Annotated in this window: 15 protein-coding genes; 9 read left to right on the top strand and 6 right to left on the bottom strand. The window is 67.1% G+C overall.

Going from position 1 to position 13,190, the window contains the following annotated elements; genetic code table 11:
* Window positions 1-329 precede the first annotated feature (329 nt).
* Window positions 330-776 carry a DUF6491 family protein gene (locus C1924_RS07915; protein ID WP_108764794.1) on the top strand — a complete coding sequence of 149 codons (447 nt, stop codon included), beginning with the start codon at window positions 330-332 and terminating at the stop codon, window positions 774-776.
* A gap of 73 nt (window positions 777-849) precedes the next feature.
* Here C1924_RS07915 and C1924_RS07920 read toward each other — a convergent pair whose 3' ends face one another.
* From C1924_RS07920 to ftsY, 3 genes are read right to left on the bottom strand one after another with little or no spacing between them, the layout of a single operon-like run.
* Window positions 850-1,119 carry an oxidative damage protection protein gene (locus C1924_RS07920; protein ID WP_108766998.1) on the bottom strand — a complete coding sequence of 90 codons (270 nt, stop codon included), beginning with the start codon at window positions 1,117-1,119 and terminating at the stop codon, window positions 850-852.
* Window positions 1,120-1,124: 5 nt separating this feature from the next.
* Window positions 1,125-2,249 (bottom strand): A/G-specific adenine glycosylase, encoded by a 1,125-nt coding sequence (mutY, locus tag C1924_RS07925; RefSeq protein WP_108764795.1) that lies wholly within the window; start codon window positions 2,247-2,249, stop codon window positions 1,125-1,127.
* A 53-nt stretch (window positions 2,250-2,302) separates the two neighbouring features.
* The gene (gene ftsY / locus C1924_RS07930) at window positions 2,303-3,607 is read right to left on the bottom strand and encodes a signal recognition particle-docking protein FtsY (RefSeq protein ID WP_108764796.1); all 1,305 of its coding nucleotides are present in this window, start codon (window positions 3,605-3,607) and stop codon (window positions 2,303-2,305) included.
* Between the two features lie 130 nt (window positions 3,608-3,737).
* Here ftsY and C1924_RS07935 point away from each other — a divergent pair, with 130 nt between their 5' ends.
* Window positions 3,738-4,034: a flagellar basal body protein gene (locus tag C1924_RS07935; protein ID WP_108764797.1), complete on the top strand. Its 297-nt coding sequence runs from the start codon at window positions 3,738-3,740 to the stop codon at window positions 4,032-4,034.
* A gap of 178 nt (window positions 4,035-4,212) precedes the next feature.
* On the opposite strand, the gene C1924_RS20280 is transcribed toward C1924_RS07935, so the two are convergent.
* Window positions 4,213-4,500, bottom strand: a complete 288-nt coding sequence (locus C1924_RS20280; RefSeq protein ID WP_159094767.1) for a hypothetical protein — start codon at window positions 4,498-4,500, stop codon at window positions 4,213-4,215.
* 227 nt (window positions 4,501-4,727) lie between these two features.
* On the opposite strand from C1924_RS20280, the gene C1924_RS07940 reads away from it, so the two are divergent.
* Entirely contained in the window at window positions 4,728-5,084 is a 357-nt protein-coding gene (locus tag C1924_RS07940; RefSeq protein ID WP_108764798.1) for a hypothetical protein, read from the top strand.
* Between the two features lie 111 nt (window positions 5,085-5,195).
* On the opposite strand, the gene htpG is transcribed toward C1924_RS07940, so the two are convergent.
* Entirely contained in the window at window positions 5,196-7,085 is a 1,890-nt protein-coding gene (htpG, locus tag C1924_RS07945) for a molecular chaperone HtpG (protein ID WP_108766999.1), read from the bottom strand.
* A 333-nt stretch (window positions 7,086-7,418) separates the two neighbouring features.
* Between htpG and rsmD the strand changes: the two genes are divergently transcribed.
* The 6 genes from rsmD (at window position 7,419) to C1924_RS07975 (ending at window position 12,269) form a co-directional block, all read left to right on the top strand.
* Complete coding sequence (gene rsmD, locus C1924_RS07950; RefSeq protein WP_108764799.1) at window positions 7,419-7,997, top strand: 16S rRNA (guanine(966)-N(2))-methyltransferase RsmD; 579 nt, start codon at window positions 7,419-7,421, stop codon at window positions 7,995-7,997.
* A 26-nt stretch (window positions 7,998-8,023) separates the two neighbouring features.
* Entirely contained in the window at window positions 8,024-8,533 is a 510-nt protein-coding gene (coaD, locus tag C1924_RS07955) for a pantetheine-phosphate adenylyltransferase (protein WP_108764800.1), read from the top strand.
* Window positions 8,534-8,611: 78 nt separating this feature from the next.
* The gene (locus tag C1924_RS07960) at window positions 8,612-9,103 is read left to right on the top strand and encodes a hypothetical protein (RefSeq protein ID WP_108764801.1); all 492 of its coding nucleotides are present in this window, start codon (window positions 8,612-8,614) and stop codon (window positions 9,101-9,103) included.
* Window positions 9,104-9,235: 132 nt separating this feature from the next.
* Complete coding sequence (locus C1924_RS07965) at window positions 9,236-9,517, top strand: YfhL family 4Fe-4S dicluster ferredoxin (RefSeq protein WP_108764802.1); 282 nt, start codon at window positions 9,236-9,238, stop codon at window positions 9,515-9,517.
* Window positions 9,514-11,244 carry a gamma-glutamyltransferase gene (ggt, locus tag C1924_RS07970; protein ID WP_108764803.1) on the top strand — a complete coding sequence of 577 codons (1,731 nt, stop codon included), beginning with the start codon at window positions 9,514-9,516 and terminating at the stop codon, window positions 11,242-11,244. Before C1924_RS07965 ends, ggt begins: the two co-directional genes overlap by 4 nt.
* Before the next feature lie 137 nt (window positions 11,245-11,381).
* Complete coding sequence (locus C1924_RS07975) at window positions 11,382-12,269, top strand: MBL fold metallo-hydrolase (protein ID WP_108764804.1); 888 nt, start codon at window positions 11,382-11,384, stop codon at window positions 12,267-12,269.
* Window positions 12,270-12,552: 283 nt separating this feature from the next.
* Here C1924_RS07975 and upp read toward each other — a convergent pair whose 3' ends face one another.
* Window positions 12,553-13,185 carry a uracil phosphoribosyltransferase gene (gene upp / locus C1924_RS07980; protein ID WP_108764805.1) on the bottom strand — a complete coding sequence of 211 codons (633 nt, stop codon included), beginning with the start codon at window positions 13,183-13,185 and terminating at the stop codon, window positions 12,553-12,555.
* Between the last annotated feature and the right edge of the window lie 5 nt (window positions 13,186-13,190).

Below are 13,190 nucleotides of genomic sequence, written 5' to 3' on the forward strand. Positions count from 1 at the left end.
TGCCGCGCTCTGGTAGATGCCGACCTTGGTCGGCTGCTTTTGCTGGGCGCGCGTCAACCAAGGTTGACGCCTACCGGGTGCCAGGCTGGCCTCGCTGCTGCTCTCGCGGGGCGCGCGTCAACCAAGGTTGACGACTACCAGGCGTTGGGCTGCCGCCCTCTGGTAGATGCCGACCTTGGTCGGCTGCTTTTGCTGGGCGCGCGTCAACCAAGGTTGACGCCTACCGGGCGCCGGGCGCGCCGACCGGCGGCTGAATGGGGCCGCCGGGCGTCGCGCGTGTGTCATCCGGTCGGGCGCATGATGGCAATACGTCCCCGCTGGAAACCGCCATGAAGACCCCGTTGCTGATCGCCGGCCTGTGCCTGGCCCTGGCTGGTTGCGCCACCACCGGATTGAGCAGTGCCGACCGGCTGGAGCTGTACCGCACGCACGCGGGTCCGCCGCAGAAGGACATGCAGTTCTTCGGCGCGCTCAACGGCTGGACTGAACTGGGTGACAGCGCGCTGGCGGTGTGGACCAAGCCCAGCGAAGCCTATCTGCTGGAACTGACCGGGCCGTGCCCGGATCTTTCCTATGCCCCCGCCATCGGCCTGACCAGCCATATGGGCCGCGTCACGGCGCCGTTCGACAAGGTGCTGGTGCGCGATCCCACCGGTGGCCCCCGCCTGCCATGCTTCATCAAGACCATCCGCAAGCTGGACGTCAAAGCCCTGCGCGCGGACGAAAAGGACATGCGCCAGGCGCAGCTGCAGGAGCGCGAAGCGCCCGCCAACTGACCGGGTAGTGCCGGCCGCTGGCCGGCATCGCAGGTATTCCTGGTTGCCGGCCAGCGGCCGGCACTACCGTGGTTCAGGCCTCGGGGGTGAAGCCAGCCGGCTTTTCCGCATCCTTCTCGAACAGGAACTTCACCAGTTCCGCTTCCAGCATCGCGCGGTGTTCCGGCTTGCGCGGCGACAGGCGGTTCTCGTTGATCAGCATGGTCTGGTGAGCCAGCCAGGCCGCCCAGGCCGGCTTGCCGATGTGGTTGAACACGCGCTGGCCCAGGTCACCGGGGTAGGGCACGAAGTCCAGGCCCTCGGCATCGCGTTGTTCGTACTGGCAGAAGACGGTTCGGGGCATGGCACTCACTCGTGGTTGCGGGTTTTCGTGGTTCTGCGTTTCGGCGCTTTCATCGGCGTGCCGTCCAGCAGCTTGCGGATCGGCGCGGGCAGGCCCAGCGCCGGAAGTTCATCGGCAGCGACCCAGCGCAGCGCGGGTTCTTCCACGCGCAGGCCGCGCACCTGCCGGGACAATACCTGCAGATGCAGCCGGTAGTGGCTGAAGGTGTGCTGCAGTACCGGCAGTTCCTCGGCGTCTTCCAGCGAACCGTCGACATGGGCATCGAACCAGTCCTGCAGGTCGCTGCCGGCCTCGGCCTGTGGCAGGGTCCACAACTGCGCCCAGATGCCGGTATCCGGCCGCTTCTGCAGCAGCACGCGCTGCTGGGCGTCGCGCAGCAGCAGGGCCACCGCTTCGCGTTCGGGAAGGACCTTGCCCGGCTTCGGCGTCGGCAACTCGGCGGTGCGGCCCTCGCGGCGCGCCACGCAGTCCTGCTGCAGCGGGCAGATCACACAGGCCGGCTTGGCGCGGCTGCACACCGTTGCCCCCAGGTCCATCTGCGCCTGGGTGTAATCGGCCATGCGCCCGGCCGGCACCTGCGCGACATGCGCCTCGGCCAGCGACCACAGCTGCTTTTCGATGGCTGGCAGGCCGGGGAATCCCTCGATGCCGTGGTAGCGGCTGAGCACGCGCTTGACGTTGCCATCGAGGATCGCGAACGGGTCGTTCCAGGCCTGGCTGAGGATCGCCCCCGCAGTGCTGCGGCCGATGCCGGGCAGGGCGTGCAGGGCATCGAAATCGCGCGGCAGGTCGCCGTCGTGCAGTTCCACGCAGCGCTTGGCCGCGGCGTGCAGGTTGCGTGCGCGGGCGTAGTAGCCCAGCCCTGCCCACTGCGCCATCACCGCATCATTTCCGGCGGCGGCGAGGTCGGGCAGGGTCGGGAAGTGCTGCAGGAAGCGCTGGAAGTACGGGATGACCGTGGTCACCTGGGTCTGCTGCAGCATGATTTCCGACAGCCAGACCCGGTAGGGGCTGCGCGGATGCTGCCAGGGCAGGTCGTGGCGTCCGTGGTCGTCGAACCAGTGCAGCAGGCGGGCGACGAAGCCGTCTGCGGGGTCGGTTGCGGCGCTGGCGTGCGGCTGGCGGGGCATGGGTGTTCCGGGATAGTGCAGTAGAGCCACGCCATGCGTGGCTGCACCGCGTATCAACCGCCCAGCGCCTCAGGCAGCAGGGCGTCGACAAAGGCTTCCGGGTCGAACACGCGCAGGTCTTCCGGGCGCTCGCCGATGCCGGCAAAACGGATCGGAATGCCGAATTCTCGGGCCAGGGCGAAGACCACGCCGCCCTTGGCGGTGCCGTCCAGCTTGGTCACCACCAGGCCGGTCACCTTCACCGCGGCATTGAACTGACGCAGCTGCGAAAGCGCGTTCTGGCCGGTGGTGCCGTCAATCACCATCAGCACTTCGTGCGGCGCGGTTTCATCGATCTTCCCGAGCACGCGGCGGATCTTGCCCAGCTCGTTCATCAGGCCCGACTGGGTGTGCAGCCGGCCGGCGGTGTCGGCAATCAGCACCGACGTGCCACGTGCCTTGCCGGCCTGCAGCGCGTCGTAGGCCACCGAAGCGGCATCGGCGTTCTGCCCCTGCGCGACCACGGCCACGCCGTTGCGCTCGCCCCAAGCCTGCAGCTGGGCCACGGCGGCGGCGCGGAAGGTATCGCCGGCCGCCAGCATCAGGCTGTGGCCTTCGTCCTTGAAGCGCTTGGCCAGCTTGCCGATGGTGGTGGTCTTGCCGACGCCGTTGACGCCGACGGTGAGCACCACGAAGGGCTTGGCATTGCGGTCGATCACCAGCGGCTGTGCCACCGGCTGCAGGATCGCGATCAGCTCGCTGCGCAGTGCGGACAGCAGGGCGTTGGCATCGGCGAACTCGCGCGACTTCATGCGCTTGCGCAGGCCTTCCACCAGATCGGTGGTGGCACCCACGCCGACGTCGGCGGTGATCAGCGCGGTTTCCAGTTCGTCCAGCAGGTCGTCATCGAGCTTGGGATTGCGCGAGAACAGGCCGCCGAAGCTGCGGGCGATGACGCTGTTGCGCAGGCGCTCGCGCCAGCCGGGCTTGCCGGCCGGGGCCGGGGCGGCATCCACCAGCACCGGCAGGTCGGCTGCAGGCGCGGCCGCGGTTTCGGCCGGGGTAACCGGCGCCAACGGTGCGAGGACGGCGGCAGCGGCCAGGGCCTCGGCTTCAAAGTCCTCCGGGGCGATCACCCGTTCCGGGGCCGGGGCAGGCGGAGCAGCGGCGACCGGCGGCTCGGGCGCTACGACAGGCGCAGGCGCGGGCGTGGCCGCCTCGACGCTGGCCGGCGTGGCGACCTGCGCGGCCGGGGCTTCTTCGACCGGGGCAGCGGACGGGAACGCCGCCGCCAGCTCGTCAGCCGAGTAGTGCTGGGTCTTGGGCGCCTCCGTCGTGGCGGCGTCCTGGGGCTTCTTGCGGCGGAAAAAACTGAGCATTGGCAAAAGGCGCTGAAATCAGAGGGATATGCTACCACTCGCGCCTGTCGGCCCGATGTGGATTCAAGATTGCGCAGGTCCGGCCGTTAACCGGTCCGAGGGGCTGCGCCGGGCGGTCCGGAGACTGCCAATGAACGTGATGGATACTGCGCTGTCCGGAATGCGTGCAGCCCAGCAGGGCGTGCAGGTGGCCGCACACAATGTGGCCAACCTCGCCACTCCGGACGCGCAGCGCCTGCAGCTGCAGCGCAGCCCGGTGGAGCAGGGCGGGGTGGAAACCACCGTCAGTGCCACCGATCCGGACCCGACGGCGCCGCTGGGCGACCTGCTGGCGGCGAAGGCCGAAGTGGTGGCGTTCGCTGCCAACGCCTCGGTGATCCGCCGCCAGGACCAGATGCTGGGCTCGCTGCTGGACCGGAACGCCTGAGGCGACCGCCGCCTTGGATCTGCCAACCGCGGTTGCCACGCTTACCGCCTTGGACGTACCAACCGCGGTTGCCGCGATTGCCGCCTTGGACGTACAAACCGCGGTTGCCGGGATTGCCGCCTTGGTAGGTGTCAACCTTGGTTGACACGCTCTTCAAAGCGCCAACCAAGGTTGGCCTCTACCAGAGCAGGAGCGCCAACAGTGGCAGCCGCTGCACGTGTTCATGCCGTCCACGTACGGACGAGCCGATCAGTGCAATGCGATCGCCTTGTCGCGATTGAACCGTGTCATCGCCGGGCAGGTGACGCGCCCGTAAGTTATCGAGGCCGAAGTTCAGCGGCGGCAAAAAGACCGCAAAACAAGGGCTTTCAAGGCGTTGGGCGTATGCAATAATTCGCGGCGCTTCGTGAATGTCGCAGTCGCCCTTGGTGCTCTGCGCGAGCATATGCACAAGATGGATCGCCACCGAAAACGGGTGGCCGGGTCGGCAAAGCCCTGGTGTCACTGTTCGTACCACTCGCCAACCGGCGTCGTTTTGTGCGGCGCCGGTTGGCGATCCGTCCGCGTTCCATGGCGCGGCGGTGCGTGGGGGCGCTTGCGCCCGCCGGATCAGTGACCCCGGTCTTTGCCGCCACGTACCGTCCGCCACCTCTTCCGGTGGCGCTGCCGTCTTTCCTGTACGGAGCACATGCCATGAACGCAAAGCACGTTCCCTTCCCGGGCCGCAACCACGACGAACCGGCCAACGCCGACGACGCGTTCCGCGATCCCAACCGCTTCATTACCACCCTGCGGCGCATCGGTGCCGGCTACGGCAGCGATGGGCAGCCGTGGCCCGAGTCCAACCTGCCGATCGGCCGCCGCATCCAGATTGCCGATGGCGATTGCGCCTTGGCCGGGCTTCGCGTCCTGCATGAGTTGCTGTTGGCAGCCGAACGCTGCCGTCGCAACGGCGGGCCGGAACATGACGTGGGCGAGCGGGTGATGGAAGGGCTGATGCTGGCCTGCCTGGCGCTGGGTACGCACGCGGCAGAGCGGGTGCACCCGTAGCAGCAATCGGGTTGCGTGGATGGCTTCATCCACGCATGGCGTGGATCTACCGGCCGGAGGCTATCGCCTGCGGCCGGTAGCGCCGGGCCATGCCCGGCGCTCCGCTGTCGGTCAGGCCGACAGTTCCAGCAGCAGCTTGTTCAGGCGCGCCACGTAGGCGCCCGGGTCCTTCAGGCTGTCACCGGCGGCCAGCGCGGCCTGGTCGAACAGCACACGGCCCAGGTCATCGAAGCGCGCGCCATCGGCTTCGGCATCGAGCTTGGCAATCAGCGGGTGGCCGGGGTTGATCTCCAGCACCGGCTTGCTGTCCGGCACCTTCTGCCCGCTGGCTTCCAGGATCTGGCGCATCTGCAGACCCAGGTCCTGTTCGCCGATGGCCAGCACGGCCGGCGAATCGGTCAAGCGGTGCGACACGCGCACTTCGGCCACGTCATCGCCCAGCACCGTCTTCAGGCGCTCGACCAGGCCCTGCTTGTCCTTCGCTGCCGCTTCCTGTTCCTGCTTGTCGGCCTCGCTTTCCAGCGCGCCCAGGTCGAGGTCGCCGCGAGCGATATCGACAAAGCCCTTGCCGTCGAAATCGGTCAGGTAGCCCATCAGCCATTCGTCGATGCGATCGGTCAGCAGCAGCACTTCCACGCCCTTCTTGCGGAACACTTCCAGGTGCGGGCTGTTGCGCACCTGGCTGTAGCTCTCGCCGGTCAGGTAATAGATATTGTCCTGGCCTTCGGCCATGCGGCCGATGTATTCGGCCAGCGACACGGTCTGTGCATCGGCTTCGCCACGGGTGGAGGCGAAGCGCAGCAGGCCAGCCACCTTTTCGCGGTTGTTGTAGTCCTCGGCCGGGCCTTCCTTCAACACCTGGCCGAATTCCTTCCAGAACGTGGCGTACTGCTCGGGCTTGTCGGCGGCCAGCTTTTCCAGCATGTCCAGCGAGCGCTTGGTCAGCGCGGCCTTCATCGAATCGATGACCGGGCCGGACTGCAGGATTTCGCGCGAAACGTTCAGCGAAAGATCGTTGGAATCGACCACGCCCTTGATGAAGCGCAGGTACAGCGGCAGGAACTGCTCGGCCTGGTCCATCACGAACACGCGCTGCACGTACAGCTTCAGGCCCTTGGGCGCATCGCGGTGGTACAGGTCGAACGGCGCGCGGCCAGGCACATAGAGCAGCGAGGTGTATTCCAGCTTGCCTTCGACCTTGTTGTGGCTCCAGGCCAGCGGGTCGCTGTGGTCATGCGCCACGTGTTTGTAGAACTCGGTGTATTCGGCGTCGCTGATCTCGGTGCGCGGGCGGGTCCACAGCGCGCTGGCACGGTTGACGGTTTCCCATTCCAGCGCGGTGCCTTCTTCGCCTTCCTTCGGCATCTGGATCGGCAGGCCGATGTGGTCCGAGTACTTCTTGAGGATGCTGCGCAGGCGCCAGCCATCGGCGAAATCGTGCTCGCCGTCCTTCAGGTGCAGCACGATGCGGGTGCCGCGCTCGGCCTTGTCGATGGTGGCCACGTCGAAATCGCCTTCGCCACGCGAGGTCCAGCGCACGCCTTCGCCTGCAGCCAGGCCGGCGCGGCGCGAGGTCACTTCCACTTCGTCGGCGACGATGAAGGCGCTGTAGAAGCCGACGCCGAACTGGCCGATCAGCTGCGAATCCTTCTTCTGGTCGCCGGACAGCTGGCGCAGGAAATCGCCGGTGCCGGACTTGGCGATCGTGCCAAGGTGGGCGATGGCTTCGGCGCGGCTCATGCCGATGCCGTTGTCTTCGATGGTGATGGTGTGGGCGGCGGCGTCGAAGCTGACGCGCACGCGCAGTTCGCTGTCACCTTCCAGCAGGGCCGGCTGGGTCAGGGCCTCGAAGCGCAGCTTGTCGGCGGCGTCGGCGGCATTGGAGACCAGCTCGCGGAGGAAGATTTCCTTGTTGGAGTACAGCGAGTGGATCATCAGCTGCAACAGCTGCTTGACCTCGGTCTGGAAGCCAAGGGTTTCGGTCTGGGTGGTCTCGGTCATCAGGTAGGGCTCCATGTGCAATGCCGCGCCAGCGCGTGCGGCCTGGCCAAGGGGTATGGCTGATTGTCCCGAAATCAAGGGGTTGGTCGGGCAGGGGGGCTCGCGCTGCACCTGCGGTAGTGCCGGCCGCTGGCCGGCAGGCTCAACTGCAACAGCGGGTGTTCCGAAGCATGCCCGGAGTAGATCCACGCCATGCGTGGATGGATGCCATTCGATAGCTGACGGAGTTCATCCACGCATGGCGTGGATCTACGCCGGGGTTCCGGGCGCCGCCCGGGCGACTACAATCCCGCCCATGCTGAATTTTCCGAATACCCTCCGCCGGGGGCGCCGATGAGCGGCCGTGGTGGCAATGACGGCCAGGTCCGCATCATCGGCGGGCGCTGGCGCAACACCCGCCTGCCGGTGCCGACCCTGCCGGGCCTGCGGCCCAGCAGTGACCGTGTGCGCGAAACCCTGTTCAACTGGCTGATGCTCCGGCTGGGCGGGGCGCGCGTGCTGGACTTGTTCGCTGGCAGCGGCGCGCTGGGCCTGGAAGCCGTTTCGCGGGGTGCCGCCCACGCCACCCTGGTCGAGCGCGATGCCCAGCTGGGCCGCAATCTGTCGGCCGCCGTGGCCAAGCTGCAGGCCGCCGCGCAGGTCACCGTGGTCCAGGCCGATGCCCTGCGCTGGCTGCAGGGCGCGCCCGCCCAGCAGGCCGATCTGGTCTTCATCGACCCGCCCTTTGCCGATGGCCTCTGGCAGGACGTGCTGGCCCAGCTGCCGCGCCACCTCGCCGCCGATGCCTGGCTGTACCTGGAATCACCGGCCGGCCACGTACCCGTGCTGCCGCCGGAATGGCTGCTGCACCGCGAGGGCGGCACCCGCGAAGTGCGCTTTGCCCTGTACCGCCGCGCCGCTGCTACACTTTGACTTCATCTGAACATCTGTATCCGCCCATGACCGTGGCCAACCGCCGCATCGCCGTCTACCCCGGTACGTTCGACCCCATCACCAATGGTCACATCGATCTGGTGAGCCGGGCCGCGCCGCTGTTTGAAAAGGTTGTGGTGGGCGTGGCGCAGAGCCCTTCCAAGGGCCCGGCGCTGCCGCTGGAGCAGCGCGTGCAGCTGGCCCGGGGCGCCCTGGGCCACCACAGCAATGTCGAGGTCATCGGATTCGATACGCTTCTGGCGCATTTCGTACGTTCGGTCCAGGGCGGCGTGCTGCTGCGCGGCCTGCGCGCGGTGTCCGACTTTGAATACGAATTCCAGATGGCGAGCATGAACCGCCATCTGATTCCGGAGGTCGAGACCCTGTTCCTGACCCCGGCCGAGCAGCACAGCTTCATTTCGTCCTCGCTGGTCCGCGAGATCGCCCGCCTGGGAGGCGACGTGTCCGGTTTCGTGCCGGCCGCCGTGCTCGAGGCGTTGCGCAGGGTCCGCGAAGCGAAGTCGGCGCAGTCGTAAATCCTGCCCCTGCGGCAGGGCCAGTAGTACCACGCACCCCCATTACGTAAACCACACGCACCATTCGGGAGGAAACCCATGAACACCACCATGCGCGCGATGCTGATCGCTTCGTTTGCCCTGGCCTTCACCGCCTGCAAGAAGGAAGAGGCCGCTCCGGTCGAGGAAGCCAAGCAGGCCCTGGTCGCCCCGGCCAAGGAAGACGATGCAGGCTGGAAGAAGTACCTGCAGGAAGTGGCGATCCAGAACATGGGCAACATCACCAACAGCCCGTTCCTGTATTACCTCTCGCCGGAATCGGACCCGGACTTCCAGGCCAAGTACGAGCGCCAGACCGAAAGCGCGACCCAGGCCGTGGCCCGTGGCGTGCAGCCGGGCAACATGCTGGCCTTCGGTTCGTCGGCCTCGGGCAAGATGGCTGACATGATCCAGGCGGTGTTCAAGGATGTCTCGCCGGATTCGATGAAGGGCGTGCGCGTCGTCTTCATCGGCCAGTCCGCTGACAACGCCCGCGTGCAGGCTGCCGTGCAGCCGACCGGCGCCGAATACATTTTCGTCGAAGCCAAGTAAGACCGAGCCATGGCGGCCATGCTGCGGCATGGCCCGGGCACTGCCACCCCGGTGGCGCTGCCGATGACCTGACCGTCCCGCGCGCCCGCGCGGGACGGTCCTTGTCCCAAGGCGCGGGCGAGGAGTATCGCCATGTCGCTGAAAATCAACGAGCTCTGCGTCAACTGCGACGTCTGTGAGCCGGCCTGCCCGAACCAGGCCATTTCGATGGGTGAAACCATCTACGTGATCGACCCTGCGCGCTGCACCGAATGCGTGGGTCATTTCGACGAACCACAGTGCGTGGTCGTCTGCCCGGTCGAATGCATCGACCCGGACCCGGAGATCGTGGAAACGGAAATCCAGCTGCTGGCCAAGTTGCGCCAACTGCAGCACGATCACCCCGAACTCTACGCGGAGCCCCCATCCGAATGAAGACGCTGCTCGTCCGCCCCCTGCTGCTGCTCAGCCTGGTGCTGAGCCCGCTGGCCTGGGCCGAAACCACCGCCCGTGCCGAGCGCCCCGATGGCGCGGCCATCGCCAGCGGTCATGCGCTGGCCACCCAGGCCGGCATCGACATCCTGGCCCAGGGCGGCAACGCCTTCGATGCGGCCGTCGCGGTGTCGTCCACCCTGGCCGTGGTTGAGCCGATCAGTTCCGGCCTGGGCGGCGGCGGCTTCTTCCTTCTGCACGATGCCACCACCGGCAAGGACATCATGCTGGATGCGCGCGAGACCGCTCCGGCGGCAGCGACCCCGCAGGCGTTCCTGGACAAGCAGGGCAACCTGGACCGCGACCGTTCGGTGAACGGCCCGTGGTCGGCAGGCATTCCGGGCCTGCCTGCCGCACTGGTGGAACTGTCGTCCAAGCACGGCAAGCTGCCGCTGTCGGCCTCGCTGCAGCCGGCCATCCGCATCGCCCGCGAAGGCTTCCCGGTCTACGACCGCATGGCCAAGGGCTACGCCTCGCGCCGCGAGGTGATGGAACGCTTCCCCGGCACGCGCGAGGTCTACCTGCGCAATGGCAAGCCGATCGCCACCGGCGATCTGTTCAAGCAGCCGGAGCTGGCGCAGACCCTGGAACGCCTGGCCGCTGGCGGCCGTGATGGCTTCTACAAGGGCCAGACCGGCAAGCTGCTGCTGGAAGGCGTGAAGCAGGCTGGTGGCAAGTGGACGGCGGACGAACTGGCCGGCTACCAGGTCAAGCTGCGCGAACCGATCGTGTTCGACTACAACGGCTGGAAGATCACCACCGCGCCGCCGCCGTCGTCCGGTGGCATCGCCCTGGCCAGCATGCTGCAGATCCTGGAAGGCTGGGACATCAAGCAGATGGATGCCGCGCACCGCACCCACCTGGTGGTGGAAGCCATGCGCCGCGCCTACCGTGATCGCACCTTCTTCCTCGGCGATCCGGACTTCGTGCAGATCCCGCAGAAGGTGCTGACCAGCAAGGATTACGCACAGGGCCTGCGGGCGACGATCCACCCGGAAAAGGCGACCCCCAGCGATCTGCTGTCGGGCAACCCGACCCCGCTGGAAGATGACGAGACCACCCATTTCTCGATCATCGACCGCGACGGCAACCGCGTCGGCGCCACCCAGACCGTCAACCTGCTGTACGGCTCGGGGCTGATTCCCAAGGGCACCGGCGTGCTGCTGAACAACGAGATGGACGACTTCGCGCTGAAGCCGGGCACGCCCAACGCCTTCGGCGTGATGGGGTATGCGGCCAACGCACCGAAGCCGGGCAAGCGCATGCTCAGTTCGATGACGCCTACCTTCATGGAAAACGCCGACAAGGTGGTGGTGCTGGGTACGCCGGGTGGCAGCCGCATCATCACCATGGTGCTGCTGGGCATCCTCGGCTACGACGCCGGCCTGGACGCACAGCAGGTGGCCGCGTTGCCGCGCTACCACCACCAGTGGCTGCCGGACCTGATCGAGGCCGAGAGCGATGCCTTTGATGCGGACACGGTGAAGCAGCTGCAGGCGATGGGCCATAAGATCGACCTGCCGGGCGACACCGCCGCTGGCGGCCGCGGTTCCAGCCACGTGTGGGGCAACCTGCAGACGGTGGAATGGGACCGCAAGGCCAACAAGCTTTACGGCGGCAGCGACCCGCGCAACCCGGTGGGCGCCGCCCAGGTAGTACCGGCCCGTTGAGGGTAGTGCCGGCCGCTGGCCGGCAACCTGGCGAATCACCGATACCCCAGAACCCCGCCACCCGGCGGGGTTCTTCGTTGTCTGCCCAACGATTCCGGCTAGCGATTATTTAACGGGGCCCCCTCGATAATTGCCGCATGAAACTATGGTCGATCCGTGGGAACTCGCAGCGCCTGGATGGCGGCGCGATGTTCGGCAATGCGCCGCGCGCAGTATGGGAAAAGTGGGCCGCTCCGGATGAGCTCAACCGCATCCAGCTGGCCTGTCGTGCGCTGCTGGCCAGTCCGCTGGATGGCAAGACCGTGCTGTTCGAGACCGGCATCGGCGCCTTCTTCGATCCGCGCATGCGTGATCGCTATGGCGTGCAGGAAAGCCAGCACGTCCTGATCGATTCACTGCGCGAAGCGGGGTTCGAGCACGAAGACATCGATGCGGTGGTGCTCAGCCACCTGCATTTCGATCATGCGGGGGGCCTGCTGGCAGCCTGGAGCGAGGGGCGCGGGCCGGAACTGCTGTTCCCCAACGCCACCTTCGTGGTCGGTGCGCAGCACTGGCAGCGTGCACTGCAGCCGCATCCGCGTGATAGGGCCAGCTTCATTCCCGAACTGCCGGGCCTGCTGCAGGCCAGCGGCCGCCTGGAAGTGGTTGAGGGCGAATACTCGCAGGTGCTGGGCAAGCGCGTGCGCTTCAGTTACAGCGATGGCCATACGCCCGGCCTGATGCTTGCCGAGATCGTCGGCCATGCCGCGCCCGACGGGGATGCGCGGGGTGGGGTGGTGTTCTGCGCCGATCTGATCCCAGGCCGATCCTGGGTGCATGTGCCGATCACCATGGGCTACGACCGCAACGCCGAGCTGCTGATCGACGAGAAGCGCCGCTTCCTGGAGGACAAGCTTGCGCGCAACGTGCATCTGTTCTTCACCCATGACCCGCAGGTGGCCCTGGCGCAGTTGGGGCGGGATGAGAAAGGACGTTTCGTGACCCTGCACGAGCAGGGCGAACTGAAGGCACGCGCGCTGGGGTGACAGGTGTGCGGCAGGCGGTAGTGCCGGCCGCTGGCCGGCAACAGCAACAGCGGGGTCGGATCCCGTTGCTGGGCAACGGGCTCTGACCCCCGGTTCGTGAGCGGTGTTACGAGGCTTTCAGGCAGCTCCAGGGCGAGCGGTGCGGTTTGCGCGGAGCATTCGCCTGCTGGCCGGAAGACGACGGGAAGATGGATCTGGGGTCAGAGCCCTTCCTGCGGAAGGGATCCGACCCCGGGGTCAGATCCCTTTGCGACGGCAATGGGCTCTGACCCCAGCCGCAGGATCACACCACGCGGGTACCGAAAATGCGGTCGCCGGCATCGCCCAGGCCCGGCAGGATGTAGCCCTTGTCGTTGAGCTGGGCATCGATGGCCGCGGTGTAGATATCCACGTCCGGGTGCGCGGCCTTGACTGCTTCGATGCCTTCCGGCGCTGCCACCAGGAAGATGCCCTTGATGCGGCGCGCACCGGCACGCTTGAGCATGTCGATGGTTGCGATGAGGGTGCCGCCGGTGGCCAGCATGGGGTCCAGGATCAGCGCATCGCGCTCTTCCAGGCGGCCGGTCAGGCGCTCGAAGTAGGGCACCGGCTGCAGGGTTTCTTCATCGCGCTGCAGGCCGACCACGCTGACGCGGGCGGCCGGAATCAGCGACAGCACGCCGCTCAGCATGCCCAGGCCTGCCCGCAGGATCGGCACCACGGTGATCTTGGCACCGGCAATGCGCTGCACCGTTACCGGTCCGGCCCAGCCGGGGAGGGTGTGCGGCTCGGTTTCCAGGTCGGCAGTGGCCTCGTAGGCCAGCAGCGTGCCCAGTTCGTTGGCCAGTTCGCGGAAATCCTTGGTGCTGAGCGCGGCGTTGCGCATCAGGCCGATCTTGTGCTGCACCAGCGGGTGGCGCACTTCGACGATCTTCATTGTCG

It is taken from the genome of Stenotrophomonas sp. ESTM1D_MKCIP4_1 (assembly GCF_003086895.1).
GTDB lineage: Bacteria > Pseudomonadota > Gammaproteobacteria > Xanthomonadales > Xanthomonadaceae > Stenotrophomonas.